At 51.1% G+C, this 26,816-nt stretch carries 23 protein-coding genes and 2 pseudogenes; 17 read left to right on the top strand and 8 right to left on the bottom strand.

All coding sequences use genetic code 11. The features are described 5' to 3' along the window. Nucleotides 1-73 precede the first annotated feature (73 nt). The 6 genes from OGX96_RS02520 to hrpB form a co-directional block, all read right to left on the bottom strand. On the bottom strand, nucleotides 74-1,072 hold the full coding sequence (locus OGX96_RS02520) for a fimbrial protein (protein WP_233097517.1): 999 nt from the start codon (nucleotides 1,070-1,072) through the stop codon (nucleotides 74-76). A gap of 34 nt (nucleotides 1,073-1,106) precedes the next feature. After that, nucleotides 1,107-3,593 (bottom strand): fimbria/pilus outer membrane usher protein, encoded by a 2,487-nt coding sequence (locus tag OGX96_RS02515; RefSeq protein ID WP_286582171.1) that lies wholly within the window; start codon nucleotides 3,591-3,593, stop codon nucleotides 1,107-1,109. A gap of 43 nt (nucleotides 3,594-3,636) precedes the next feature. Next, entirely contained in the window at nucleotides 3,637-4,350 is a 714-nt protein-coding gene (locus OGX96_RS02510; RefSeq protein WP_008786251.1) for a fimbrial biogenesis chaperone, read from the bottom strand. Nucleotides 4,351-4,397: 47 nt separating this feature from the next. Next, entirely contained in the window at nucleotides 4,398-4,964 is a 567-nt protein-coding gene (locus OGX96_RS02505) for a fimbrial protein (RefSeq protein ID WP_250671350.1), read from the bottom strand. A 406-nt stretch (nucleotides 4,965-5,370) separates the two neighbouring features. Further along, nucleotides 5,371-7,911 carry a bifunctional glycosyl transferase/transpeptidase gene (gene mrcB / locus OGX96_RS02500; protein ID WP_008786249.1) on the bottom strand — a complete coding sequence of 847 codons (2,541 nt, stop codon included), beginning with the start codon at nucleotides 7,909-7,911 and terminating at the stop codon, nucleotides 5,371-5,373. Between the two features lie 135 nt (nucleotides 7,912-8,046). Then, nucleotides 8,047-10,476, bottom strand: coding sequence for an ATP-dependent helicase HrpB (gene hrpB / locus OGX96_RS02495; RefSeq protein ID WP_286582167.1), 2,430 nt, complete (start codon nucleotides 10,474-10,476; stop codon nucleotides 8,047-8,049). 73 nt (nucleotides 10,477-10,549) lie between these two features. On the opposite strand from hrpB, the gene thpR reads away from it, so the two are divergent. The 17 genes and pseudogenes from thpR (at nucleotide 10,550) to OGX96_RS02415 (ending at nucleotide 24,997) form a co-directional block, all read left to right on the top strand. Further along, on the top strand, nucleotides 10,550-11,080 hold the full coding sequence (gene thpR / locus OGX96_RS02490; protein WP_032942390.1) for an RNA 2',3'-cyclic phosphodiesterase: 531 nt from the start codon (nucleotides 10,550-10,552) through the stop codon (nucleotides 11,078-11,080). Between the two features lie 15 nt (nucleotides 11,081-11,095). Next, nucleotides 11,096-11,800 (top strand): DNA/RNA nuclease SfsA, encoded by a 705-nt coding sequence (gene sfsA, locus OGX96_RS02485; protein ID WP_186413719.1) that lies wholly within the window; start codon nucleotides 11,096-11,098, stop codon nucleotides 11,798-11,800. A gap of 177 nt (nucleotides 11,801-11,977) precedes the next feature. Continuing rightward, nucleotides 11,978-12,433, top strand: coding sequence for an RNA polymerase-binding protein DksA (dksA, locus tag OGX96_RS02480; protein ID WP_003829221.1), 456 nt, complete (start codon nucleotides 11,978-11,980; stop codon nucleotides 12,431-12,433). Between the two features lie 70 nt (nucleotides 12,434-12,503). Beyond that, a complete protein-coding gene (gene gluQRS, locus OGX96_RS02475; protein ID WP_286582165.1) occupies nucleotides 12,504-13,400 on the top strand; it encodes a tRNA glutamyl-Q(34) synthetase GluQRS in 897 nt (298 codons plus the stop codon). A gap of 71 nt (nucleotides 13,401-13,471) precedes the next feature. After that, nucleotides 13,472-14,869: a polynucleotide adenylyltransferase PcnB gene (gene pcnB, locus OGX96_RS02470; RefSeq protein WP_204192014.1), complete on the top strand. Its 1,398-nt coding sequence runs from the start codon at nucleotides 13,472-13,474 to the stop codon at nucleotides 14,867-14,869. 51 nt (nucleotides 14,870-14,920) lie between these two features. After that, a complete protein-coding gene (gene folK, locus OGX96_RS02465) occupies nucleotides 14,921-15,412 on the top strand; it encodes a 2-amino-4-hydroxy-6-hydroxymethyldihydropteridine diphosphokinase (RefSeq protein ID WP_003829228.1) in 492 nt (163 codons plus the stop codon). Nucleotides 15,413-15,532: 120 nt separating this feature from the next. Continuing rightward, nucleotides 15,533-16,324 (top strand): 3-methyl-2-oxobutanoate hydroxymethyltransferase, encoded by a 792-nt coding sequence (gene panB, locus OGX96_RS02460; protein WP_057066628.1) that lies wholly within the window; start codon nucleotides 15,533-15,535, stop codon nucleotides 16,322-16,324. A 78-nt stretch (nucleotides 16,325-16,402) separates the two neighbouring features. Further along, entirely contained in the window at nucleotides 16,403-17,257 is an 855-nt protein-coding gene (gene panC, locus OGX96_RS02455; RefSeq protein WP_008786233.1) for a pantoate--beta-alanine ligase, read from the top strand. 95 nt (nucleotides 17,258-17,352) lie between these two features. Beyond that, complete coding sequence (gene panD, locus OGX96_RS02450; RefSeq protein WP_000621526.1) at nucleotides 17,353-17,733, top strand: aspartate 1-decarboxylase; 381 nt, start codon at nucleotides 17,353-17,355, stop codon at nucleotides 17,731-17,733. 271 nt (nucleotides 17,734-18,004) lie between these two features. Continuing rightward, on the top strand, nucleotides 18,005-18,610 hold the full coding sequence (locus OGX96_RS02445; protein ID WP_286582162.1) for a fimbrial protein: 606 nt from the start codon (nucleotides 18,005-18,007) through the stop codon (nucleotides 18,608-18,610). A 79-nt stretch (nucleotides 18,611-18,689) separates the two neighbouring features. Continuing rightward, nucleotides 18,690-19,442, top strand: a complete 753-nt coding sequence (locus tag OGX96_RS02440; RefSeq protein WP_137377587.1) for a fimbrial chaperone — start codon at nucleotides 18,690-18,692, stop codon at nucleotides 19,440-19,442. A 23-nt stretch (nucleotides 19,443-19,465) separates the two neighbouring features. Then, a pseudogene (locus tag OGX96_RS22585) lies at nucleotides 19,466-19,546 on the top strand (hypothetical protein); the annotation flags it as partial. Then, nucleotides 19,522-22,104: pseudogene (locus tag OGX96_RS02435) on the top strand (outer membrane usher protein); the annotation flags it as partial. The pseudogenes OGX96_RS22585 and OGX96_RS02435, both read left to right, overlap by 25 nt. Nucleotides 22,105-22,138: 34 nt before the next feature. Next, nucleotides 22,139-22,720, top strand: coding sequence for a fimbrial protein (locus OGX96_RS02430; RefSeq protein WP_137377585.1), 582 nt, complete (start codon nucleotides 22,139-22,141; stop codon nucleotides 22,718-22,720). A gap of 26 nt (nucleotides 22,721-22,746) precedes the next feature. Next, nucleotides 22,747-23,310 carry a fimbrial protein gene (locus tag OGX96_RS02425; protein ID WP_137377584.1) on the top strand — a complete coding sequence of 188 codons (564 nt, stop codon included), beginning with the start codon at nucleotides 22,747-22,749 and terminating at the stop codon, nucleotides 23,308-23,310. Between the two features lie 14 nt (nucleotides 23,311-23,324). After that, nucleotides 23,325-23,924, top strand: coding sequence for a fimbrial-like protein (locus OGX96_RS02420; protein WP_198802722.1), 600 nt, complete (start codon nucleotides 23,325-23,327; stop codon nucleotides 23,922-23,924). Between the two features lie 8 nt (nucleotides 23,925-23,932). After that, nucleotides 23,933-24,997, top strand: a complete 1,065-nt coding sequence (locus OGX96_RS02415) for a fimbrial protein StkG (RefSeq protein WP_286582153.1) — start codon at nucleotides 23,933-23,935, stop codon at nucleotides 24,995-24,997. Between the two features lies 1 nt (nucleotide 24,998). Here OGX96_RS02415 and OGX96_RS02410 read toward each other — a convergent pair whose 3' ends face one another. Together OGX96_RS02410 and OGX96_RS02405 are read right to left on the bottom strand one after the other, a co-directional pair. Next, on the bottom strand, nucleotides 24,999-26,228 hold the full coding sequence (locus tag OGX96_RS02410; protein ID WP_286582151.1) for a polysaccharide deacetylase family protein: 1,230 nt from the start codon (nucleotides 26,226-26,228) through the stop codon (nucleotides 24,999-25,001). Between the two features lie 61 nt (nucleotides 26,229-26,289). Beyond that, on the bottom strand, nucleotides 26,290-26,730 hold the full coding sequence (locus tag OGX96_RS02405; RefSeq protein ID WP_032942385.1) for a PTS sugar transporter subunit IIA: 441 nt from the start codon (nucleotides 26,728-26,730) through the stop codon (nucleotides 26,290-26,292). Between the last annotated feature and the right edge of the window lie 86 nt (nucleotides 26,731-26,816).

Genomic DNA, 26,816 nt, shown 5'->3' with positions numbered 1-26,816 from the left:
TGAAAAGAAAGGGTTAATAAATTAGGCTGGAATGTTGAAAAGAAAAGCCTGCAAATACACAGGCTATTTTTGGCTAGCGGTAAAAAACGTTAAATGTCGCAACAGAGTCAACCTTTCCCGCTTTTACAGTTCCTGTTTGTACATATCTTGCTTTCAAAGGGATAGTGACAGACTGCCTATCGGTTGTTTGCGCTACCGCGTTGTAATCTTGATCAAATTTCAGCACATTATTGTTGCTGTCGAGAATTTGTAATCCGACCCCTTCGGCTGCGTCATTACCACTGGCGATCTCCAGGATGTCGCTATTGCCACTCACGCCAGTTGAACCGGCAGTGGTGAATTTATAATCAAGTTTGATGCCCGCGACACACTGTTCCAGCTGAATCTTGAAACTATCATCAGATACAACATCGGAATAACCGTCCACAATATCGCTAGTCATGATTCTCTTAAGCGGCACTGTGATATTTTTTTCAACCAAATTGCAGGTGTTAGCAGTAACGTTAATCGCTATTGGCGCAAAGCGAATTTGAGCAATAACCTGCGAATCATAAATCCAGTCCGCATTGAGCATGTTGACGTCAATAACCCCTGACTGCACAACACCAGTGACGACAAATTCAGCTCTCGCATGTGATTGAATACTATAGTCACTTAAATTGGATGTTTTTGCCGACCCTAAATGCATAGGGGTGACCAGCGATCCTTCTGTTAGGCCGGAACTGTTATCTTTAGACCAGGCAACCCGAAAACCTATTCCCGGAACATTTGTTTGATAAACACGGCTAAGGGGATTATCCGTGCGGGCATCGCTACTCGTGAATACGGTATAACCTGTATAGATATCGCCACTATCTGTACAGTCCACGACATTAATAAGGTCGCCAGTCACTTCCTGGGTTGCAATGATCGTACCTGGAGCGGCGTCCGCATTTACCGTAAACGACGGCATATTGAACGTAGAGGTTGACGGCGACGCATCATTATCTATTTTGCAGGATGCCTGAACTGATTGCTGTGCGAACAATAGACCGCAACATAGAATCAATCTAAAAATCATATAATTATTCATATTCCCACAGTCCATTTTATGTTTTCCCTTTACACTATCGACACTCAACCGCAGCCTGGTAAATAGAGGACTCGATATCTTCCGGGATCTGTGCATTTCCTTCGCAGCGTTGTTCTGGAGCACTACCCCACTGTACTTTAAACGGTACATTACCTTTCAAACCGGTCAGATAAACTTCGCCACCATCTCCGACTATTGAGGAGCCCCCCTCAATTGACAGTACCGCGCCGAAAGGCACAAAACTCGATCCATGGTGAAGTGTTAATAAGGCGCGAATACCCTGGCGGGCAGAGAAATTAGCTGCGACAACTGCCCCTTTCGTAGGTACGACATCTTTGGCCGGTTTTTCGATATCCAGATCGTCGCGTTCCCCGCTGTTCACCGTGACGGTATTACGACGATAATTAGTTAGATATGGTACGACCGCATTTCCCCAGTAGTCAGTGTAAATACCTTGCATATTCTGGACTTTAACATCTGCTCCCTCGTCAATATGGACAATAGCAAAAGCATCCTGGACAGATTGCCCCAGCGTAATACCATAAGGATGTGCGACGACGGATCCTTGCGCGCTGTAGTTCCACTGTTTGCTATCTTTGGCATAGCTATAGTTCGCCCCAATTTCACCGTATGAGCCACGATAACGCCCCGTCATGCTCGCACCATATCCAGTATCGTGATCGGTATAGCTTTGCTGCAGGTTATAACTTAAGTTGTTATCTTCCAGCGCAGTCCCGCCAATCCCAACCTGATGCACGGTATTGCCATTTTTAGCGCTGTTTAGGTTGTAGGTCGCCCAACTGTTTGACAGCCAACGTGACAAAGGAATATTGACGGAAAATGCAACCTGCTGGTCATTATCGCTGTTTGGTGTTTTTGTCAGGCTATAGTTCACAGACCAGGTGATGTCCTGCCAACTGGAGCTGAATCCCATACTGGCACTGCGTTCATGCCCACTCATATCCCAGTAATCTTGTTGATAACCATTGATATACACAGACCCGACAGAGCCCAATGATTGCGACATACTCAACTGTAAACGGCTACGGCGATTGTTTGTTTTACGGTAATTGTAAATTCCATCATCTTCGCCTCTATCACGCTGATCGAGTGCTTCCTGGAAGGTATAAAAACCAGAAGTGGAATAACGGTAACTGGCCAGCGTCACCGTGGTATCTGTTGCAGAAAAGTCTTTGGAATATTGTGCGCGCCAGGATAAACCATTGGCATTACCACGCCCATCGTCAAACTGAGTTCTGGCCGCAGTAACATCTACAGACACAGAACCAAGCTCACCGAGATCGGCCCCCGCCCCGACCAGACCGGCACGATAAATTGATGCTTCGAGCGCTCCGCCATACAGCGTAATGCCATGAGGCATGCCGTAGATTACCGTCGCCTGACCAAACCCAGGTTCCTCGCCGTTATCGCTATCGCGGTATTTTCCACCAGCAAGGCTATATTTCAGCGCACCTTCACGCTGTAAGATGGGTACCGAAGCGCTTGCCTGAATAAACGAATGCTCGCTTCCATCAGCCTCTTTAACGGTAACTTGTAAATCTGACCCTGCTGTTACCTGACTGAGATCTCTGATTTCAAAGGGGCCGCTGGAGACATAAGTCTGATATATCGTGTAGCCATTTTGCTTAATCGTTACTTTTGCATCGCTATTGGCAATTCCGCGCACAACAGGCGCAAACCCTTGTAAGCTATTGGGTAACATGCTGGTATCGGTTTCCAGCTTCACCCCTGTCATCTGTACGCTGTCAAACAGTTCGCCGTTGGTATATGTCTGGCCAATTTCAAGCTGGCTTTGCAGAAATTTAATATCCCGCTCCAGCGTGGTGCTGATCGCATCCCAGCCATCCGAATTGCTGTAGGTACTTGAATTACGAAGCCGCCAGGCGCCAAGATTTAGACCAGAATTAAGGCTTGCCCAGTTCGAGTTATCGTTCTCGCCATTTACTTGCTGGCGGTTGCCGCTAATGTAATAGCTGCTCCATGCCGCAGGAATGCCATCGTCCCAGTCTTTAATAGGGATAGCGCCAGCGACTTGCTGGTCGCGATAAATTTGCGGGATCCGCACGAAAAGAGTTTGGCTATCGAGTTGAAAATCAAACTTTGCTCCCGATATGTACTGGGCGATGTCGCCAACTGGAGCCGTATCAGCCAATGATTTCAAGCCGGGAAGGCTATCGACCTTCACCCCCAGCTCTCTGAGATCCCCTTTGCTGAACTGCGGGAGTAACTGCGTCTTATCCTGCGATAGTACGTAAGTAATATTTCGCTTATCAATGCGATCATAATCCCACATAACTTCAGTCAAATAAGTCCCTGGTTGTAACCCATTATTTTGCAAAAAGGTTTCCAGTGTTGACGTATTCTCTAACGGTGTACCGAGTTCCAGAATATGCAAATTGAATTCATCTTCAGCACTCGCTGGGTGCAAAAATGAGCATAATGCCAGCGTAATGCTGTTGAGCAAAAAGAGTCGGCAAGATCGCAAAGGATAAGGCTGCATATAATAAAGTCCCTTTAATTTTTACCCATACGCGTCATTGCGTTTATAGTTGTTGGCGCTTTTTCACCGTTGCAGCACCATAGTCATTCACTGCAGCCCATGACACATCACCTACTGCTGCTGCAGGTATTGAAAATATTTGTTCCCCAAAGGGAGGAATCGTCATTGACAATGACTCAGGTACAGAACTGTCAGCGAGAGGTTTTACCCGCTTTCCACCAACAGAGAGTTCTAATAATGAAACATGAAATGGCGTTGGATTCTTTGCGGTTAATTGAGAACCCTGACGGCTAAACCGTAATTTTTCCCACGCACCGGCAGCGGCCGATTCTTTAAGACTTACTGGCCGCCAAAAAAGTTTCAGCTGTGTTTTCATCGCAAACTGCAGCGTATTTTTATCTTTTAATTCATCAGGCATAGCCGAAACAGATTTAAAGTTGGCAACAAACATCGATTCACGGTCTTGTGGTAGCGATCCTTTATCGCCAATAAAGACGATATGCAGCAGAGCCTGGCCATTAGCGTCCATTTTATAAATCGGCGGAGTGATAATAAATGGCGCTTTTGTGTTATCTGTCTTTGTTACCCAGCTTTGTATCAGATATTTATTGGCATCTTCTTTATTCTTAATAGATATCTGTACTTCTTTTTTATTCTCCGGGTAAATGATTCGAGTACCCCCCAGGACAATGCTGGCCTGTGCATTTATGGCAATAAGCCCAATGATGGCAAAACAAATTCGCGCATATAATTTCACCCGCAATACTCCCTGGTCAGGCAGCCCTGAAGGGCTGCCTGTCATACTTAACGATAGAACACGGTAAAATTCGCGGAGGCGTGATATTTACCTGCAGTCGGTTTTTCATCACCAATCTGAATCACTTTCGCGGTATAGTTGAAAATAGAAGGCGTTGCTTCATCGCCAGTATTCGCCACATCCGTGGTTGATGCCGGAACGGAGTCATCAAACACAACGTCAGTGTTACCACCATTATTATTGGTCACGGTAATACCCACATTTTTTGCAGCACTCGCATCACTAAGGTCGTTCTTCAAGCGTAAATTCTCGCCGTCAGTTGTGTCGCCACTGAACCTCAGGTTTAAACTTGCTATGGCAGGGTCACATTTAGCCAGAGAAATCTGGAAATCTTTTGTCGGGCCAGGGGTCCCATCAGTACCAAAATTCTCCGGGTAAGCATCAGCAAAAGTAACCACGGTATTTGCTCCTGCGCCATCGACATCAATAACGCAAGTGTCGGCGACAATACGGCCAGAAAACTCTACCTTACCCGTATCTTCTGCAAATGCAGACGTATTTACAGCGGCAATCAGGCTTCCGGCCATCAGCACAGTAAGAAGCTTTTTATTCATTAGAATCCCTTAATCAGAACGATTGAATGACAAAGTCCCATTACCAATAATAAATTACTGGTGAGAAATATTGAGGGTGAGCACGGAGAGAAAAGAATAAAGATATGCAAAAAACATGATCTTCTGAAATCCCTTCATCAAATCAATACAATGAATCGTGTATAGTGTTCACTCGCGGATTAAATCAAACCACCGGAGAGACTGTCTATAGCCTGCGATTTTTCACACACCATAAAAGAAGTTAACTATTTAATTTCCAATGTCTTTTACAAACATTTATTTTACTTAATTTGTTCTTAATTAAAATTAAATCAATACAATTACATCATGAAAAAATAAAAATCATTTTACCCAGAAATAAAAACACCCGCTAATAGCGGGTGTTTAGGTCTAATTTATTACTGAATTAATTACTACCAAACATCTCTTTAATCCAACCGGCTACGCCATCGCCGTCCTTCTTCTCTTGCTGCGGCGGTTGCTGCTGTTGAGGCTGCTGTTGCTGCGGCTGCTGAGAAGATTGATCGAACGGATTACCCGACTGTTGCAGCATCTCACCTTGCTGACACAGTGAATCCGGATCGGTGGTCCATACAGGAAGCGTGCGCATCCCGCCGCTACAAACGAAGTTACCGTCGTAGTCTACGCCCATATCCACCACATCCTCCGGCGGCGTCAACACCAGCGGTGTTGGCGTCTGGTTGGCCAGATAACGCTGATAAATCGACATCGCGCCGCTGGCACCGTACAGCTTGGTTGGCTGGTTGTTATCGCGGCCCACCCAGGTAATGGTCACCTGGCTGCCGTCGATCCCGGCAAACCAGGTATCCACGTTGTTGTTGGTGGTCCCGGTTTTCCCTGCCAGATGCAGACCCGGATACTTCGCGCCAAGTTGGCGACCTGTACCACGCTGAACCACCTGCTGCATAGTCCACAGCGTCATATACGCTGCCTGCGCCGGAACGGCACGCTCGGCCTGTGGGAAACTCTGGTACAGTACGGTTCCATCTTCGGCAATCACCGAACGCAGCGCCGACAGCGGCGCGCGGTTCCCGCCGCTGGCGATAGTCTGGAATGCCTGCGCCACTTCGATTGGCGTCAGGTTCAACGCCCCCAGCAGCATGGCCGGAACCGGGTTAAGCTGATCTTTCGGCGCCCCCAGCTTCAACCAGGTATCGGTTACAGCAGGCAGGCCCAGCGCCATCCCCAGATTTACCGTTGGCACGTTCATTGAACGCGTTAACGCATCCACCAGCATCACTTTACCGCTTTCGCTATAGCGACGGTCATCGTTCTGCGGTGACCACACCTGGCCGTTCGGCTGACGCAGTGCAATCGGCGCGTCGGCAATCCAGGTATTCAGGCGGTACAGTTTCGGCTGGCTGAGCGCGGTCAGATAGGTCGCAGGCTTGGCCAGAGAACCAATCGAACGACGCGCCTGCATCGCACGGTTATAGCCCGCAAACTGCGGTTCTGCTCCGCCGACCATGGCGCGAACTTCGCCGCTAAAGCGGTCAACAACCACAATCGCGGTTTCCAGATCGCTCAGCTTACGCTGTTTCTTCAGTACCGGAATGCCTTCCACCGCCGCTTTTTCTGCGGCGTCCTGCGCCACGGAATCAAAGGTGGTGAAAATCTTCACGCCGGAGAGATCTTTAACTTTATCGCCCAGCTTCGCCTGGAGCTCCTGACGCACCATCTGCATAAAGGCTGGCTGCGGGGAGATCACTCCACCACGCGGCTGTACGCCTAACGGACGCGCACTCAGCATGTCATACAGATCCTGGTCGATAATCTGCTGCTGTTGCAGAAGACGCAGAACCAGGTTACGACGCTCCAGCGCCAGTTTCGGGTTACGCCACGGGTTGTAGATCGACGCCCCTTTAACCATCCCCACCAGCAGCGCCTGCTGGTCGAGGCTCAGCTCTTCTACCGGACGACCGAAATAATAGAGGCTCGCCAGCGGGAAGCCGCGAATCTCGTTATCACCGCTTTGGCCGAGATAAACTTCGTTCATGTACAGCTCAAGAATGCGGTCTTTGCTGTAACGCGCATCCATGATCAGCGCCATATAGGCTTCGTTGGCCTTACGCCAGTAGGAACGTTCGCTGGACAGGAACAGGTTTTTCACCAGCTGCTGAGTCAGCGTACTGGCCCCCTGTACCGTACGACCAGCTGTCAGGTTCGCCAGCACCGCACGGCCAATGGAATAGAGACTGATACCGTCATGCTCATAGAAATGACGATCTTCGGTCGCCAGCAGCGTGTCCACCAGCAGATCCGGGAAGCCGCTACGCGGAACAAACAGGCGCTGCTCACCGTTAGGTGAAGAGAGCATGGTGATCAGACGCGGATCGAGACGGAAGAAACCGAACTGGCGGTTGTTATCCATATTCTCGATGGTGTCCAGATGATCGCCGTCAAAGGTCAGACGCGCACGCACCTGCCCTTCTTTGCTGTCCGGGAAATCAAACGGACGGCGAATCATCTCGATGCTCTTCGCCTGCACGGTAAATTCGCCCGGACGCGTCATCTTCGTCACCTGACGATACTGCGTGGCCTCCAGCAGCTTCACCATCTCGTTTTTGCCGATAGGCATTTCTGGCTCAAGGTTAACCATACGGCCATAAACTGCCGCAGGAAGCTGCCAGACTTTGCCATCAATACGGCTACGGATTTTTTGGTCCAGATAAACGCCGTAAATGGCAATCAGCACCAAAAAGACAATCGACAGTTTTACCAGCAGCCAGAACCAGCCGCGCTTACCACGAGGCTTACGCCCTTTGCCTTTACCCTTACGCGGCATCGGTTCTTCATCCTCATAGTCATCATCATCATAATCGTCGTCATACTCATCATCTCTGAGTTGACGACGGCTCACCTTTTGTTTCACCGGACGCGAGGGTTTTCCTTTACGTCCAATTGGCTCGCGGTCATTCCCCGCCATGCTTTTTCTCCGCAACATTCAGGCGCAAGGGCCCGATTCTCTGTTCTTCCGTCCTGCGACAGAAGAAGAAATCTCTCAATTATTACCGCTCTTTCGCCGGATGCGGCATAACGCCTTATCCGGCCTAAAGTTACATTACGAATACTTTTTGGTGCGCCGCGTTGGCGCGGTATTCGCCGGATCGTCCGGCCAGACATGTTTGGGATAACGCCCTTTCATCTCTTTTTGCACCTCGCGGTACGATCCCTGCCAGAACGCGCTCAGATCGCTCGTCACCTGTAGCGGTCTTTGGGCCGGAGACAGCAGCTCCAGCACCAGCGGCACGCGCCCCTGGGCAATGGTTGGAGTCTTTGCTTCACCAAACATTTCCTGCATCCGAACCGCCAATACTGGAGGATTATCCTCATGATAGCGAATGGCAATCCGGCTTCCCGTCGGCACAGTGTAATGCGCAGGCAGCTCACTATCCAGACGTTGCAACATTGACCAGTCCAGTAAACCGCGCAACGCCTGTCCCACATTGAGTGCTTTTAATGCGCGTAACGAGTGCACACCGCTCATGTGCGGCAGCAGCCAGGTCTCCAGCGACGCCAGCAGAGAATCCTCATCTACCGCGGGCCAGTCGTATTCTGGCAACCAGTTTGCCGCACATTGCAGACGCAGTCGAAACTGCTCGGCTTCCGGCGTCCAGTTGAGCACACTTAGCCCTTTATCGCGAATGCCATTCAACATCGCCTGATGCAACTCCTCTTCCGAGGGTTTGGCCAATGGCTGTACTTTTACCGTGAGCTGACCAATGCGCGACCGACGCAATGCCTTTAACGTTCCCTGGGTTTCATCCCATTCGATGGTGTCGGACTGTTGTAGCAGCTCAGGACATGCCTGCATCAGCGACTCGATATCCAGCGGCAGAGCCAGCAAGATACGCGCGTCTGGCGAAGCGCTGCCCTGCAACAAAAGTGGCGCTATCAGCCATTCATGGCGTCCTGAGGCATCATCGGCATCCAGCATGGCGCCCATGCCATTCGCCAGTTGATAGCGCCCTTCCTGCCCGCGTCGACGCGCGATCCGATCGGCAAACGCCCGCGCTAGCAATGAGGGGAACAGCGTGCTGTCGGGCTGCCCGCTGCTAACGTTAAGCCGTTTCAGCAACTGTTGACTGCGCTGCTGCCAGGCTGGCTGATTTCGTGAAAACGCCACGGTCAGATCGGTACTTCCGCCGCGCGGCGGCTCTTCCAGAATCGCAGCCAGTTTTGCCGCCGTAGCCGCTTCGGTATTATTTTTGGCACCGACCAGCATCGCCGCTAAACGAGGATCGTTACCCAATGCCGCCATTTTCTGCCCGCGGGCACTGAGCCTGTCGCCCTCAAGCGCGCCCAGCATCCGCAACAGCCGTTTTGCCGCCTGCAGGTTGATGGCGGGCGGCATATCCAGCCAGTTCAGTTGTTCAGGTTCGGTACATCCCCATTGCAGCAACTCCATCAGTAGCCCGGACAGATCGCTCTGCAATATCTCCGCTTCCCCCTGCGCTGCCGCTCTTTCTGCCTGCTCTTTGGCAAGCAGATGCAGGCAAATACCGGGCTCCAGACGACCCGCACGTCCCGCGCGCTGAGTCATCGAAGCCTGGCTGATGCGCTGGGTAATCAGTCGCGTCAGACCGGTACGCACGTCATAGCGCGCCACGCGTTCCTGGGCGCAGTCCACCACCAGTCGGATGCCTTCGATCGTTAAGCTGGTTTCAGCAATATTGGTGGCCAGCACCACTTTGCGTTTGCCTTGCGGCGCGGGCACAATCGCCTGACGCTGCTCGGAAAGCGTTAACGCGCCGTACAGTGGACACAGCACAACATCGCTGCCTACACGCGTAGCCAGCTGCTCCTGTACACGCAGGATTTCGCCCACACCCGGTAAAAATAGCAGCAGTGACCCGCTTTCATGGCGCAATAGCTCCGCCGTCGCTATCGCTACCGCTTCATCAAAACGCAAATGCGCCGCCAACGGCTGATACCGCCGCTCAACGGGAAATGCGCGGCCTTCAGAAACGATCGTCGGCGCATCGGGCAACATCTGCTGCAAACGCCCGTTATCCAGAGTGGCGGACATAATCAACAGTTTCAGATCGTCCCGCAGCCCTTGCTGCACATCCAGCAATAGCGCCAGCGCCAAATCAGCCTGTAGACTCCGTTCGTGAAATTCGTCGAGGATCACCAGCCCGACGCCTGTCAGTTCAGGATCGCGTTGGATCATCCGCGTCAGGACGCCCTCTGTTACCACTTCCAGCCGGGTCTGCGGCCCTACGCAACTTTGTGCGCGCATGCGATAGCCCACTGTTTCACCAGGCTTTTCGTTCAGCAATTCCGCTAATCGTTGCGCCACATTGCGCGCTGCCAGGCGGCGCGGCTCCAGCAAAATAATCCGCCCCGTAATACCGCGATGCTCAAGAAGTCGCAATGGCAGCCAGGTCGATTTCCCGGCACCGGTCGGCGCCGTCAGCAGAACCTGCGGCGAGGCATCAAGGGCGGTAAGCAGTTCAGGCACTACGGCAGCAACGGGCAACAACGTCACAAATGGCTCCAGAGGGTTAACATTCTTCGCGCTGCATTGTAGCATCGCGTTAATTCATAACCGAGTATCCATCATGTCTGAGCCAAAAAGGCTGTTCTTTGCGATTGAATTGCCAGCCGGGGTTCGGGAGCAGCTAATCCACTGGCGGGCCGCGCAGTTCCCCCCTGAAGCGGGTCGCCCCGTCGCGGCTGATAATCTGCATCTGACGCTGGCCTTTTTAGGCGACGTCAGCGCTGAGAAGCAACAGGCGCTGTCGCAGCTCGCGGGGCGTATTCGCCAGCCAGGTTTCACGCTCAAATTCGATGATGCCGGGCAATGGCTGCGCTCCAGGGTCGTGTGGCTGGGTATGCGTCAGCCGCCGCGCGGGTTGCTGCAACTGGCGAATATGCTACGGGCGCAGGCAGCGCGTAGCGGGTGCTATCAAAGCCCGCAGCCGTTTCACCCACATATCACGCTGCTGCGCGATGCCGGTCACGCGGTTCCAATCCCTCCACCGGGCTTTGGCTGGTCATTTCCGGTAACGGAGTTCGCACTTTACTCCTCCTCATTTTCACGAGGACGCACGCGTTATACGCCGCTGCAACGCTGGACGCTGACTGAATAATTAAAGGGACTGCTTATGCAATTTTCTCCACCTTTACAACCTGCAACGCTCATTCAGCGCTATAAGCGCTTTTTAGCGGATGTGATCACACCCGATGGCACAGCGTTAACGCTACACTGCCCAAATACAGGTGCGATGACCGGATGCGCAATACCAGGTGACACCGTTTGGTATTCGACATCAGAAAATACTAAACGCAAATATCCACATACCTGGGAATTAACGCAAACCCAATCCGGTGAATTTATTTGTGTTAACACGCTGTGGGCCAACAGATTAACGAAAGAGGCGATTCAGCAGGCGTTAATTTCGGAAGTTTCAGGCTACAGTACTTTGAAAAGTGAAGTAAAATACGGCGCCGAAGGGAGCCGCATCGACTTTTTGTTACAGGCAGATTCCCGACCTGACTGCTATATTGAAGTGAAATCAGTCACGTTGGCGGAAAAAGAGCAGGGTTATTTTCCCGATGCCATCACTGAACGAGGTCAGAAGCATCTTCGGGAATTGATGAGCGTAGCGGCTGAAGGCAAGCGGGCAGTGATATTTTTCGCCGTGCTACATTCAGCCATTACACGGTTTTCACCCGCGCGCCATATCGATGCAAAATATGCGCAATTATTAGTTGAAGCACAGCTTAAGGGGGTTGAAATTCTGGTTTATAAAGCGGAACTTTCTGCCCACGGAATGACTCTTAAAGAGCCGTTGCCCATTACCTTGTAATGGTGTAAATATCTGGTCAATTAGTATTCTGGGCGCGTGGGCAAATACGCTTTTCCTCACAGGGTTGTCAAGTGTTACGTTTAGATAATTGCTATCCGGAAAAGCATCTGCTATTTATAGCGACCTGATTTTTCCCCCGAACATGGGGATCGATAGTGCGTGTTAAGGAGAAGCAACATGCAAGAAGGGCAAAACCGTAAAACATCGTCCCTGAGTATTCTCGCCATCGCTGGGGTGGAGCCGTACCAGGAGAAACCGGGCGAAGAGTATATGAACGAAGCCCAGCTGTCGCACTTCAGGCGTATTCTTGAGGCATGGCGCAATCAACTTAGGGATGAAGTCGATCGCACCGTAACTCATATGCAAGACGAAGCGGCTAACTTCCCTGATCCGGTGGACCGCGCCGCACAGGAAGAAGAATTCAGCCTTGAGCTGCGTAACCGTGACCGTGAGCGCAAATTGATCAAAAAGATCGAGAAGACGCTGAAGAAAGTAGAAGACGAAGATTTCGGCTACTGCGAATCATGCGGCGTAGAAATTGGTATTCGCCGTCTGGAAGCGCGTCCGACAGCCGATCTGTGCATCGACTGTAAAACGCTGGCAGAAATCCGCGAAAAACAAATGGCAGGTTAATTCCGGTCATTTTTACCACGTTTACTACAGGCGGGAGCTTCTCCCGCCTTATTATTTGTTAGTCCGCAAAATGAGCGATTCACACTATATTGGCCGCTTCGCCCCTTCCCCTTCCGGCGAACTGCATTTCGGCTCACTAATTGCCGCCCTCGGGAGTTACCTGCAGGCTCGTGCCCGGCGTGGAATCTGGCGAGTACGCATTGAAGATATTGACCCCCCTCGTGAAGTTCCCGGTGCTGCAGATACGATTCTGCGTCAGCTGGAACATTACGGACTGCACTGGGATGGCGATATTTTATGGCAATCCCAACGTCATGATGCCTACCGCGAGGCGCTCGCCTGGTTACATCAACAGGATCTGAGCTATTACTGCACCTGTACGCGGGCGCGTATTCAAAGCGTCGGCGGTATTTATGACGGCCACTGCCGTGAGTTACGCCTCAGACCAGAGCAGGCGGCAGTCCGCATAAAGCAACGTCACCCGGTGATGCAGTTTACTGACCAACTGCGCGGTGAAATTCAGGCAGACCCGCAGCTTGCAGGCGAAGATTTTATCATTCACCGTCGCGACGGGCTGTTTGCCTATAACCTCGCCGTGGTGGTTGATGACCACTTTCAGGGCGTAACAGAGATTGTACGCGGTGCCGATCTTATCGAACCCACGGTGCGGCAAATCTCTTTGTATCAGCAGTTTGGCTGGCAAGCACCTGACTATATTCATCTTCCGCTGGCGCTCAACGAACAAGGCGCTAAACTTTCAAAACAAAATCATGCACCTGCGCTGCCGCAAGGCGATCCGCGTCCGGTGATTATTGCCGCGCTGCGCTTTCTCGGCCAGCGTGCCGATATCCCGTGGCAGGATATGCAGGTTGATCAGATCCTGGAGTTTGCTGTTGAGAATTGGCGTCTGACAGCGGTGCCTGAATCGGCGATCTTAAATCCGGCATTCTCAAATGCATCATGCTGAGCTATGATTAGCCGCTATTTTTACACAGCAACACTTGTTCTGATTGAAGTTTGACACTACCGAGGTGCACTATTTTTACCCGAGTCGCTAATTTTTGCCGCAAGGTGCTAAGCCGCGAGGAGCGCGAGGCTGAGCTCGCCGTCGCCCGTCCACATATGACGGTAATTCCGCGTGAGCAGCACTCTATCTCCCGCAAAGATATCAGTGAAAATGCCCTGAAGGTAATGTACAGGCTCAATAAGGCCGGATACGAGGCATGGCTGGTTGGCGGTGGTGTACGCGATCTTTTGCTGGGCAAAAAGCCGAAAGATTTTGATGTCACCACTAACGCAACGCCGGATCAGGTGCGCAAACTGTTTCGTAACTGTCGCCTGGTCGGTCGCCGTTTCCGTCTGGCCCATGTCATGTTCGGCCCAGAAATTATCGAAGTGGCGACGTTCCGCGGCCATCATGAAGGCAGCGAATCCGATCGCACAACATCGCAGCGCGGGCAAAACGGTATGCTGCTGCGTGACAACATCTTCGGCTCCATCGAAGAAGATGCACAGCGTCGCGATTTCACGATTAACAGCCTGTATTACAGCGTGGCCGATTTCACCGTACGTGATTACGTTGGGGGAATGCAGGATCTCGAAGAGGGCATCATTCGCCTGATCGGTAATCCGGAAACGCGCTATCGCGAAGATCCTGTGCGCATGCTGCGCGCCGTACGCTTTGCCGCCAAGCTCGACATGCGTATCAGCCCGGAAACCGCAGAGCCGATCCCACGTCTGGCTACCTTGCTTAACGATATTCCTCCTGCACGCCTGTTTGAAGAAGCGCTCAAGCTGTTACAGGCGGGCTATGGGTACGAAACCTATAAAAAACTGCGTGAGTACAGCCTGTTCCAACCGCTGTTCCCAACCATTACGCGCTACTTCACCGAAGATGGTGACAGCCCGATGGAACGCATCATTGCCCAGGTACTGAAGAATACCGATAACCGCATTCACAATGATATGCGCGTTAACCCGGCGTTCTTGTTTGCTGCCATGTTCTGGTATCCGTTACTGGAAGCCGCACAGAAAATTGCGCAAGAAAGCGGTCTGGCCTATTACGACGCTTTCGCGCTGGCAATGAACGACGTGCTGGACGAAGCCTGCCGCTCGCTGGCGATCCCGAAACGTCTGACCTCACTGACCCGCGATATCTGGCAGTTGCAGTTACGTATGTCGCGTCGCCAGGGTAAACGCGCCTGGAAGCTGATGGAGCATCCAAAGTTCCGCGCAGCTTACGACCTGTTAGCGCTGCGTGCAGAAGTCGAACACAACGCGGAATTGCAGCGACTGGCGAAATGGTGGGGTGAATTCCAGGTTTCTGCGCCGCCAGAACAAAAAGGCATGCTGAACGAACTGGATGAAGAGCCAGACGCACGTCGTCGCCATCGTCGTCCGCGTAAACGCGCGCCACGCCGTGAAGGCTCCGCATGACCTATCACGTATACCCAACAAATTTCGAGTCGCATCAAGATGGTGACACAGATGCAGCTTGAAAAACGACGGGTATATATCGCCCTCGGCAGTAATTTAGCCTCCCCTCTGGAGCAGGTTAATGCTGCCGTGAAAGCGATCGGTGAAATCCCTGACAGCCGAATCGTGGCTGTCTCCTCATTTTACCGTACGCCACCATTAGGCCCACAGGATCAACCCGATTACCTGAACGCCGCCGTCGCACTGGAAACCACCCTCGCGCCGGAAGAATTACTCAATCACACCCAACGCATTGAGTTACAGCAGGGCCGGGTACGCAAAGCCGAACGCTGGGGACCACGAACGCTGGACCTCGACATTATGCTGTTTGGCGATGAAGTGATTAACACCGAACGTCTGACCGTACCGCACTACGACATGAAAAACCGTGGTTTTATGCTGTGGCCGTTATTCGAAATTGCTCCTGAGCTTATCTTTCCGGATGGTATCAGCCTGCATCAGCACCTCACCCATCTTGGTGCCGCAAAACCTGCACACTGGTAAAGTATCTTCTCCCCTTTAGCGTTTACTGCTTTAGCGCCAAACGATTGCTTAAAACAATTGCCCCCCTGAATGTGACTGTTAGAATGCCGATAAATATGACTTTCATCATCAGGAAATGTTATGAAACCCACCACCATTTCACTGCTGCAGAAATGCAAGCAAGAGAAAAAGCGCTTCGCGACTATCACCGCCTACGACTACAGCTTCGCTAAGCTGTTTGCCGATGAAGGCATCAACGTGATGCTGGTCGGTGATTCGCTGGGCATGACGGTACAGGGGCACGACTCCACCCTGCCCGTCACCGTTGAAGACATTGCTTACCACACCCGAGCAGTGCGTCGCGGCGCACCGAATTGTCTGCTGCTCTCCGACCTACCGTTTATGGCTTACGCCACTCCGGAGCAGGCGTTTGAAAACGCTGCGGTAGTTATGCGCGCGGGCGCTAATATGGTCAAAATCGAAGGCGGCGCCTGGCTGGTAGATACGGTGAAAATGCTCACCGAACGCGCGGTGCCGGTTTGCGGCCATCTGGGATTAACGCCCCAGTCGGTGAATATCTTCGGCGGCTATAAAATTCAGGGCCGCGGCGACGCCGGGCAGGTACTGCTGGATGATGCGCTGGCCTTAGAAGCCGCTGGCGCTCAGTTGCTGGTGCTGGAGTGCGTGCCGGTTGAGCTGGCGAAGCGCGTCACTGAAGCGCTGTCGATTCCGGTGATTGGTATCGGCGCCGGTAACGTCACCGACGGACAAATCCTCGTCATGCATGATGCCTTTGGCATTACCGGTGGCCATATCCCGAAATTTGCGAAGAATTTCCTCAATGAAGCAGGCGACATGCGCGCCGCAGTGCGGCAGTATATGGCTGAAGTGGAGTCCGGCGTTTATCCGGGCGAAGAGCACAGCTTCCACTAATTTTCTGACCGTGCCGGATGACGACGCTACGCGTCTTATCCGGCCTACGGTACCTCAGGCAACTCAAGGAGTCTTGTCGTGTTAATCATTGAAACCCTGCCGCTGCTGCGCCAGCATATTCGTCGTCTGCGTCAGGAAGGCAAACGCGTCGCACTGGTTCCCACCATGGGCAACCTGCACGACGGCCATATGAAACTGGTCGATGAAGCAAAAGCGCGGGCTGATGTGGTGTTCGTCAGCATTTTCGTTAACCCGATGCAGTTTGACCGACCAGACGATCTGGTGCGCTATCCGCGCACCCTGCAGGAAGATTGCGAAAAGCTGAACAAGCGTAAAGTCGATTATGTCTTTGCTCCGGCCGTTGAAGAGATCTACCCGCAGGGTCTGGAAGGCCAGACTTTCGTTGATGTTCCCGGCCTCTCTACCATGCTGGAAGGCGCCAGCCGCCCGGGCCACTTCCGTGGTGTTTCCACTATCGTCAGCAAGTTGTTTAACCTGATCCAACCTGATATCGCCTGCTTTGGTGAAAAAGATTTCCAACAGCTGGCGCTGATCCGCAAAATGGTAGCGGACATGGGTTATGACATTGAGATCGTTGGCGTACCAATTATTCGCGCCAAAGACGGTCTGGCCCTCAGCTCACGTAACGGTTATCTAACGGCAGAACAGCGTAAAATTGCGCCAGGCCTGCACAACGTGATGAACGGTATCGCTGAAAAGCTGATTGCGGGTAATCGTGAGCTGCAAGAAATTATTACCATTGCCGAACAAGAACTGAATGAAAAAGGCTTCCGCGCCGACGATATTCAGATTCGTGATGCCGACACGCTGCTGGAGTTGACTGAAACCAGTAAACGCGCGGTGATTCTGGCCGCAGCATGGCTGGGTCAGGCTCGTCTGATCGATAATCAAAGCGTTACATTAGCCCAGTAGACAGGGGTTAAAAATCGGGCAATACTGCCTGAAGATTTCTCAAAGCAGGCCAGTCGCGCCTGCTTAGCCAAGGTAAACGACAGGGTATAGAAGTTATGATTCGCACCATGCTGCAAGGCAAGCTCCACCGCGTAAAAGTCACGCAGGCGGACCTGCATTACGAAGGCTCCTGCGCCATCGACCAGGATTTCCTTGATGCCTCAGGTATTCTGGAAAACGAAGCTATTGATATCTGGAACGTGACCAATGGTAAACGTTTCTCAACCTATGCCATTGCGGCTGAACGCGGCTCCAGAATCATCTCGGTGAACGGTGCAGCGGCGCACTGTGCTGAAGTTGGCGACATTGTGATTATCGCCAGCTTCGTCACTATGTCTGACGAAGAAGCCCGTACATGGCGTCCGAAAGTGGCCTATTTCGAAGGCGACAACGAAATGAAACGTACTGCAAAAGCCATTCCGGTACAGGTCGCCTAGATCTCACCACTAATACAACTCATCAAGATAAACATATTTTTGATGAGTTGTATTTAAAACCTATAAATAATATTATTTATTATCTATCTTATTTATTAAGTAATACACTTTAATTATACTTAAAAGAACTTAAAGCATTTCTAATAATCTCCCAATTCCCTTTCGTCATCGCCCTCTATAAAATACGCTCCGAAATTCAATATTTCAAAAAATAAGATATATGAAATTATATCTTATGTTTATATTTAAAAACTAAATATGGATATTAGAAATGTCTTTTAGAAAATATGGTATGGCAGCCGCTGTTGCAATGATTTTGAGCGCAGGCTCTGCAATGGCATCGAATTCAGATACGGGTACAATTACTTTCCACGGCCTGGTTTCTAACAACACCTGTAAAATCTCTCTTGATAATAAAATCGATCAAGACGGTAATGATTTTGACGTTACTCTGGATACCGTTTTTGTTAAAAACTTCGCTACCGCGCTGGGTAATGACAGTACTCTGGGCGAAAAACAATTCGCTCTGAACCTGAGCGAATGTGATAACGCAACGGTAAAAGATGCCTCCGCTCAGTTTGATTCCTGGGGTGGTTCCAGTTCTACGTCTGGTGGCCTGTTAGTACCGCCGGCTAACCTACAGGGTGCGGCAGAAAACGTTAACCTGGTGCTGTCTAACAACGGCAACGGCGCTACCGATCTGATCAAAGTTGACCAGACTAACAACACGCAGAAAGCCACTATTTCCGCTGATGGTACCGGTGACCTGTTCTACCGCGTAGCCTACACCCAGGGCCAGAAGTGGAATGCAGACAGCAGCCCGGTAACGGCAGGGACCGTACAGGCGCAGGTTGCCTTCACCGTTGTTTATAACTAATCCTTTTATTTAAAAAGATTAGCCAATCCCTCAGCGACTGTGTTGGGGGATTTTAAAGTGTACCTACAGGGAGGGTAAAATGGTCAATACGGTTATTACAAAGGGATTTAAAGCCACCTGCTTCGCTGCTGCGGCCTTCTCGGCATTTACAGCGTTCCAGGTCAACGCGGATATCGTCATTTCCGGAACACGTATAGTGTACCCGCAGTCATCAAAAGACGTGATTGTGAATCTGGATAACCGGGGGAATAAACCGCTACTGGTGCAAACCTGGTTGGATGACGGGCGTGACGGTGTTGATCCTCAGGAGCTAAAACTACCATTTGTCATTACTCCCCCGGTATCTCGTATCGATCCACAAAAAGGGCAATCCTTACGCATTACGTATATGGGTAGCGCATTACCTCAGGATCGGGAATCACTGTTTTGGTTTAACGTGCTGGAAATCCCGCCAAAATCAAAAGCGAAAGAAGGCGAAAATTTAAATCAACTTCAACTCGCCTTTCGCACGCGTATCAAATTATTTTTCCGTCCAGATGGCCTGAAAGGCACGCCTGGCGATGCGGCTGAAAATCTAAAATGGTCGCAGAAAAAAGAAGGCAATACGTTTTCACTGTTTGCCCAGAATGATAGCCCGTACAATGTTTCCATTTCCAACGTTAAATTTAAAGTGGGCGGCAAAGAATATACCGTCGATAGTAAATCTGTCTTGCCCTTCAGCGGGATAGGCATGCCCGTAAAAAATCTTTCGAGTAATACCAGTGGTACAGTTATCTATAACACCATTAATGATAATGGCGGTACAGATAAGCGAGAAGCCAAAATCGACTAATTAATAATAATTACGCTTCAATATTGTGGGCAACAATAGCCCACATCAATTATTCGGATAAAGAATGCTATTTCAACGCTCATTACTATGCCTTGCTATTGGCGCTGCGCTCCCTTTTTCTGTTTCTGCTGCAAATTCAGAATCAGCTAAAACCATTGTCGAGTCAGATGAAGCCGTAGAATTTAACGAGCAATTTTTACTTAACAGCGGTGCGAATATCGATATTAGTCGGTATACGTATGGCAACCCGGTACTCGCCGGAACCTATCGTGTAAAAGTAAACCTTAACAATGCGTTGAAATCCACCTCTGAAATTACCTTTAATGAAAACGGTACGCCGCGCGCCAGCGCGTGCCTGACGCCACTTTTACTCACCCAGGCAGGTGTTGATCCCACCTCGATGAGCGATGATTTCGAGGCTGATGACAACACTTCATGCCTGGATATAAAAAAATACTACCCTGGAGCTACGGCAACTTATGATTCCGGCAAACAGGCAATGGATCTTAACTTCCCGCAAATTTATATCCTGAAGCGCCCCGCCGGGTATGTTGACCCTTCTCTGTGGGAGGATGGTGTTCCAGCAGCAATCGTCTCTTATGATATGAACGCGTGGCACAGTGAAGGCAATGGTACGACATCCGATACCGCCTATATGGGCCTGCGTTACGGTTTAAATATGGGGCCGTGGCGTTTGCGTTCCCGAGGCAGCCTTAACTGGAACAAAGAGACCGGTAGCGAATACAACAATCAGGACGTTTATTTACAGCGAGATATCACGGCGCTGAAAGCGCAAATGGTGATAGGCGATTCCTATACCCGTGGCGATGCGTTTGACTCCTTCAGTCTGCGCGGGACACGCATTTATAACGACGATCGCATGCTGCCGATGGGCTCCAGCAACTATGCGCCCGTCATCCGCGGCATCGCCAACAGCAACGCCAAAGTCACGGTGATGCAAAGCGGTAATAAAATCTACGAAACGACCGTACCGCCGGGCGCGTTTGAGATTAACGACCTCAGCACCACGGGTTACGGTAACGATCTGCTGGTTACCGTAGAAGAAACCGATGGCAGCAAACGCAGCTTTTCTGTCCCCTTTTCTTCTGTCACCCAAATGTTACGCCCCGGCGCGACACGTTGGGATATCGGCGTCGGCGAGCTGAACGATGATTCTTTGCATGATAAACCACAGGTGGGTTACGCGCAGTTTTACTATGGCCTGAACAACACCTTTACCGGCTATATTGGCGCGCAATATACCGATATGGACTTCTATGCCGGGTTATTAGGCCTGGCAATGAACACCGGCATTGGCGCATTCGCCTTTGATGTGACGCAATCTCACGCCAGCATTGATGATCTAGGCACACTCAGTGGGCAAAGCTACCGACTGACATACAGCAAAATGATAGAAGCGACCAATACCTCGTTTAACGTCGCCGCTTATCGCTTTTCCACCGAAGATTACCTCAGCCTGAATGACGCTGCATCTCTGCAAGACAGTGTTAAACACCGGCAATACGCCCAGCAAAGTTACCAATCAGGTGATGAGCTTTATGCTGATTACCAGCGCACCAAAAACCAGGTGCAGGTCAGTATCAACCAGCCCTTAAACCAGGGAGAAACTGCCTGGGGTTCTGTGTATGTCAGCGGAACATGGCAAGATTACTGGAATGACGCGGGATCAACGGCCAACTATAGCGTGGGTTACAACAACAGTTTTGCCTACGGCAGCTATAGCCTGTCGGTACAACGTGCCTATGACCAGAACGGCAATAAAGACGACAGCATCTATGTCAGCTTCAGTATTCCACTGAGTATGTTTTCCCACAGCGGGGAACGCTCTGGCGGCTTCTCCAATATCAACATGGGCCTGCGCTCTGACATGAAGGGCGGTACTAACGTCAACTCCACCGCCAGCGGTAACACCAAAGATAACGACATCAGCTACTCCGTTAGCGCCGCCTCCAGTAGCGGTAATTACGGCAATCTGAATCAGGTGAGCGGCTTTGGTTCCCTCAACAGCAGTTACGGCCCATTAGGGCTTTCCGCTTCTTTTGGCGACGACAATAGCCAGCAATATTCCGCCAGCTACAGCGGTGGCATGGTGCTGCATTCTGGCGGTGTAGCGTTCGCGCCGGGCAGCATTGGCGAGAGCGACGCCGTCGCGCTGGTAAAAGCCAGTGGCGCGAAAGGTGCAGGGTTAGGTTACAGCAGCAGTGAAATCGGAAGCTCAGGCTACGGCATTTTGCCGTATATGTCGGCCTACCGCGAGAACCGGGTGTCGCTGGATATCAGCACGCTGGAAAACGATGTTGAAATCAAAAGTACCAGTACCGTTACCGTACCGCGAAGCGGTGCCGTCGTGCTGGTCAATTTTGAAACCAATGAAGGGCGCTCACTGATTCTGGAATTACTGCGCAGCGATAAAGGTTTTATTCCTTTAGGCGCAGATGTCCTTAACGAGAAAAATGAAACCGTCGGCACCGTAGGTCAGGCCGGGCAAGCCTACGTCCGCGGTGTAGACCCACAAGGCGAACTTCGCGTGGTGTGGGGCAGTGGTAAAGAAAGCACCTGTACGGTGCATTATCAGTTTACCGAAACCACGGCAAAAGCGGGGCTAACGCCCGTATTAAGTAACCAACTTTGCCACATGTAATGACCTGTTTAGGGAAAAACTAATGAGAGTTTATATGAAAAGAAACTGCCTCAGTCTTCCCATCGCGGCATTTGTCGCGATGGCAGCCTCTGGAAGCGCCCTTGCTGCTAACTCCACCAACCTTGATGTTAACTTCACGGCTACTATTTTCGAGACGACGTGTAACATGAAACTGGTCGGTGGTACGGGGAGCGATACCGTGCAGAGCTTAACCATAGGTAATGCTAATGGTGAAGTTCGCCTCGATGATGTACGTAATAATGCGGCAACGGCGAATTTCCAGATTGTGCTCGTCGAATGCCCGGCATCGCTCAGCTCATTAAAAACAACGGTCACCGGTACGCCGTCAAATCTTCTGCCCACCGGGTTAGCCAACTCACTGGCGAAAGGCACTGGCGTTTCAGACTACTCCGCCGTCACCATCGCGCGACAAACCGCATCAACCACCCCTTTTGTCATTAACTCAACCGCTGATGCAGAACGTTTGGTCTGGACGGAAACGGAGATCTCGAATAAATCCGTACCGTTGGTCGCTTCTCTGCAAGAAACCAAGGCCAGTTCACTGACCGTGGGTAAATTTGAAGCCACCGCCGTATTCGAGTTTGAATACGATTAATTCGCGCAGAATAACGGAGAACTCCTATGAAATTTAACTCAGCATTACTCGCTTTATCCGTTTCTGCCATTTTATTTTCCGGCATGGTTAATGCGGCAATTAGCGGCACCGACAGCGTGCAAATGACCTTTACATCAACGGTAACCACCGGTACCTGTAACGCTAGCGTGGTTAATGGAGCGGGGACAGAAACCGCAGAAATCGGTTTTGGCGATGTTTATATCTCCGATATCGCGAATAAAACACGTATTGAACCCCTGAAAATTAAATTCACTAACTGCTCCGGGGTCGACATCGCCACTGTAGCCGCCAAGCCGGGTTCTGGCGGGGGATGCTCTGGCCCAAATAGCAATGGAGATTCCTTTGCGGCTGGCTTGGGCACAGGGTTTGAAGTGTGGTCCGGCGAGGCGGACACCGGCCTTATGCTGAGCTGCAAAAGGCCGCCAGCAGCGCAGGAAGTGACTATTACCGAAGGTGTCGGCGAGTTTCCCATGAATTCACGTATCGTTGTAGCGCAAGACAGAACGATAAGTGATGTGAAAACAGGCTCCGCGCTCGCACCGGTCACCTTCACCGTTACCTACCCGTAAAGCAGGTAATGCACATGCAACAATTACCGTTCTTTTTTCGCCAGCCCGGTCTTGTGTTGCTTGCGGGCCTGACGAGTGGGCTGGCGTCTGGGGTAAGCCAGGCAAGTGCTGGTTTGGATATCAACCTAACGGCCAATATCATCAACAACACTTGTCAGCTGAGTCTGGAAAACGGAGGGGAGATTTATCTCCCCACTGTTGCACGGGCATGGTTTTACCATAGTGACGGCAGCAGTAAATATGCACCAACCGATGATGCTGGCGGCACACCTTTTAACGTCCGGCTCGAAGACTGCGCCGATAACGGCAGTATCAAGCAACTGATGTTCAGTTTTACGCCGCAATCTGGCTTCTGGAGCAACCAGAACCAGGTTTTCAAAAATGATGCCACGGTGGATGCCGCGCAAAACGTCGGTATCGTTATTTTTTCTGCGGACGCTAAAACTAACGTCTTAAACAGCGATGGCAGTTCAAATGTTGTTTACGACGTCAGCGAGAAAAGCAGTTCACAGTATTTAACGGATTATCAGTTTTACGCGCGCTATCAGAATACGGGCGCAGTTGTCAGCGGCGTTGTCACCAGCAACGTCTTGGTTGACGTCAGCTACGAATAAAAGGATTTATGATGAAGCTCTCCCCTCACCTGGCCGCGTTGTTACTGTTGGGCGCATCCGGTGCAGCATATGCTGACCAGGAATGTAAATTTTACAATGATACAACGCGGGAAATCATGTCTCCCGGTACCGCACCGACGATCACCTTCCTGCCTTCCGTGTCTAGCGCTACGTTGCTGGCGAGCAATATCATTATGGAACTCACCCCGCAGATGCAAAGCCACTGCATGATGGGGATTGATGGCGAAGATGTCTTCTCAATGACGGACAGCAGCTTATTAATCGGCTCTGTCGATGGGAAGGCGTTGTTTCGTACTAACATTCCGGGCATTGAGTACACCATCGGGCTCTACCCCGACGGACGACCGCTTACTGCATGGTTCCTCACCAACACCAACTCGTATACCGAATCTGCGATATCTAATGATAATGAAAGCTACTTCAGTGAAAAAAAATGGCATGCGGTCATGGATATCTACCAGCTACCGGGCTTTAGCGGTGTGCCTGAAGGCATCGGTTTTCTTAGCGCCGTCGGCGGTCCGATCGGTCATATTGTGCTGGGAAACCCCAGTAGCTCCGAGGGCAGCGACCATCCTCGTCCGCTGATTACGATGTCAGATGCCACATTTTACATTCCATTCTCCGAACCGACCTGCATTCTTACAGCCCCCACCACCGTGAATTTAGGCGACTGGTATCGAAGTGACGTGGAGAAAGACCAAACCACCGAGGTGCCTTTCCAGATTAGCGGCACCTGTACCGGGACGATTGAAGTCTCGTTCGTGGCTAAATCATCGTACACCACAGCGGATAAAAGCTTATTCACCAACTCGATCACCAGCAACGCCAGCATCACCGCGGCTGGCGGCGTCGGCGTGAAAATAAGCTCTCCAGCCTATTCGCAAATGTATGCCGACAGCACAGCTGAAGTCATTGCCGTGGGTGCGATAATCGGAATGCCTGTGACCTCGGTAAACGCTAACTTTAAGGCAAAGCTTGTCAAAACAGGGACTGAAGCCGTAACCCCTGGCATTTTCGGAACGTCTGTCACCTTCCAGATAACCTACCAGTAAACTACCCCTGCGGCTGATTGACTATCAGCCGCGACATTGTTTCCAGCGAATCCGTCCGCAGGATATACAGCCGCTTTAGCAACATCGGGTTATCGCCAGGCTTCACCTTCCCTTTCACCGTCGTCACCGCCAAATGAAAACCGGCATCATGCGCCGCTTTCACCGCCGTCGCGTTATAGCCGCCAAACGGGTAGGAAAGATAGAGCACATGCGGATTAAACTGCCCGAGCGCCCGACGGGAGTGTTCAAAATCAAACAGAATATTGTGATAGTTACGGCTGAGTAAAATAGGTCGTCGCTGGCCATCCACCCGATGCAAGAAATGGGTGTGCGACTGGAAGTCGAAAACATCTTTAATCCCTTCCAGCTCGGAAATACTCATAAACTGCAGCGATTTCGGATCCCACTTCTGTGGGTGGCGCTTGATACGTGAGCTAATGATAAACGCCGTCGCCTTAAAGCCATACTGCTTGAGGACGGGATGCGCATAGCGGCTAACGGACTTCAGGCCATCATCGAACGTAATAGCGACCGAACGCGCCGGAAGGTTTGCGCGATTATTGAGGTAGTCTTCTAACTGATACATCGTCAGCGTGGTATAGCCCATATCTCGCAGCCAGGTCATCTGGTTACTGAACGCGCGCACTGATGTGGTGGTGGAGGTATGACGAAAACGCGTGTTCTCTTCATCGCGCAGAATATGATGGTAAGTCAGAATCGGGATACCGTTATCCTGCTGAGCATCCAGCGCGCTGATATAGGCCAGCCGCTCGCCGATGCGAATCTGATACCAGGTCTGATTCAGTCTGTCTTTCAGCCGACTGAGCACCGGGTAGCGTAGATTCTCAGCCAGCGTACCAAACGGCGCACTGCCTACGTCCGGCGCGTTATAGACCGGAGTATCTTTCCAGGTAATCAGGTTCTGGTTACTCAACGGTTTATTTAAGTCACCCAGGCCGTCTTCCACACGCTGACGCCCCTGCACAGGTTCCAGGTGCCCTTTGTCGATGTAGCCTTTGCCAAAGCCGAAGTTGAAGGTGTAGTAATCCTTTGCATCCGGTTCAACGGCAATAATCTGTCCGGCACGTAAATTACCGACAGTCTCCGTCTTATTGCCAATATGCGCCCAGATCACCGCATTTTCCGTGGTTTGCATATAGCGAGCGGGCAAGGCCGCACCTACGCCACCAGAAAACAGGAGCAACAGAACAAACAGAACGCGCATAACCATATGATTTAACCGAGGCGAGAAACCTCGGTTATTGTAGCAAAAGCATCATCAATACCAATGATTAATACTCATACAAATCATGCTTCAACACGAAGGGGGGATTTTTTTGTTGTTGATGCCAGAGGCTGGAGACTTCGGGGCCGCCAAGCGCGACGATGCAATCGCGAAACGCAGAACTGCTCAGCGATTCCCGTGACGAAATCATTCGCTCAAGCAATGGATAGCTGATACCTGAAATCACTTCGCACTGGGGATGTTTATGACTCATTAACGAGGCTACACGGTATGGCGCAGCCCCGGCCATATCCGTCAGGAATACTACCCCTTCACCAGAGTCTGTGGCATGCAGGGCATGGCACATCATGCGGCTTAACATATTCGAGCTGAGCCCACGCCAGAAACTTACCGCCTGACATTGCTCCAACGGACCGTACTTTTTCTCCAGACGATGCAGCATATCCTGTGCCTTATCGTCATGACAGGTAATTACCCAACCTAACATTGCCTACCTCCTTAGCAGGCAAGTAGTTTATCAGGGTGATAAATCGGTAATGGTGATAAGCATCAAAAGTCTTCCTCTCCCGAGTC

This window comes from Citrobacter sp. Cpo100, from assembly GCF_030332595.1.
GTDB classification, from domain to species: domain Bacteria; phylum Pseudomonadota; class Gammaproteobacteria; order Enterobacterales; family Enterobacteriaceae; genus Citrobacter; species Citrobacter portucalensis.
This window is presented reverse-complemented; position numbering and strand designations above follow the sequence as displayed.

Coding starts and splice junctions, on each gene's coding strand:
- dksA (WP_003829221.1), top strand. CDS start 11,978: ATGCAAGAAGGGCAAAACCGTAAAACATCGTCCCTGAGTATTCTCGCC.
- gluQRS (WP_286582165.1), top strand. CDS start 12,504: ATGAGCGATTCACACTATATTGGCCGCTTCGCCCCTTCCCCTTCCGGC.
- sfsA (WP_186413719.1), top strand. CDS start 11,096: ATGCAATTTTCTCCACCTTTACAACCTGCAACGCTCATTCAGCGCTAT.
- panB (WP_057066628.1), top strand. CDS start 15,533: ATGAAACCCACCACCATTTCACTGCTGCAGAAATGCAAGCAAGAGAAA.
- OGX96_RS02520 (WP_233097517.1), bottom strand. CDS start 1,072: ATGAATAATTATATGATTTTTAGATTGATTCTATGTTGCGGTCTATTG.
- OGX96_RS02505 (WP_250671350.1), bottom strand. CDS start 4,964: ATGAATAAAAAGCTTCTTACTGTGCTGATGGCCGGAAGCCTGATTGCC.
- OGX96_RS02445 (WP_286582162.1), top strand. CDS start 18,005: ATGTCTTTTAGAAAATATGGTATGGCAGCCGCTGTTGCAATGATTTTG.
- OGX96_RS02440 (WP_137377587.1), top strand. CDS start 18,690: ATGGTCAATACGGTTATTACAAAGGGATTTAAAGCCACCTGCTTCGCT.
- folK (WP_003829228.1), top strand. CDS start 14,921: ATGCAGCTTGAAAAACGACGGGTATATATCGCCCTCGGCAGTAATTTA.
- OGX96_RS02410 (WP_286582151.1), bottom strand. CDS start 26,228: ATGGTTATGCGCGTTCTGTTTGTTCTGTTGCTCCTGTTTTCTGGTGGC.
- thpR (WP_032942390.1), top strand. CDS start 10,550: ATGTCTGAGCCAAAAAGGCTGTTCTTTGCGATTGAATTGCCAGCCGGG.
- OGX96_RS02415 (WP_286582153.1), top strand. CDS start 23,933: ATGATGAAGCTCTCCCCTCACCTGGCCGCGTTGTTACTGTTGGGCGCA.
- OGX96_RS02430 (WP_137377585.1), top strand. CDS start 22,139: ATGAAAAGAAACTGCCTCAGTCTTCCCATCGCGGCATTTGTCGCGATG.
- panD (WP_000621526.1), top strand. CDS start 17,353: ATGATTCGCACCATGCTGCAAGGCAAGCTCCACCGCGTAAAAGTCACG.
- mrcB (WP_008786249.1), bottom strand. CDS start 7,911: ATGGCGGGGAATGACCGCGAGCCAATTGGACGTAAAGGAAAACCCTCG.
- OGX96_RS02425 (WP_137377584.1), top strand. CDS start 22,747: ATGAAATTTAACTCAGCATTACTCGCTTTATCCGTTTCTGCCATTTTA.
- OGX96_RS02420 (WP_198802722.1), top strand. CDS start 23,325: ATGCAACAATTACCGTTCTTTTTTCGCCAGCCCGGTCTTGTGTTGCTT.
- OGX96_RS02405 (WP_032942385.1), bottom strand. CDS start 26,730: ATGTTAGGTTGGGTAATTACCTGTCATGACGATAAGGCACAGGATATG.
- OGX96_RS02515 (WP_286582171.1), bottom strand. CDS start 3,593: ATGCAGCCTTATCCTTTGCGATCTTGCCGACTCTTTTTGCTCAACAGC.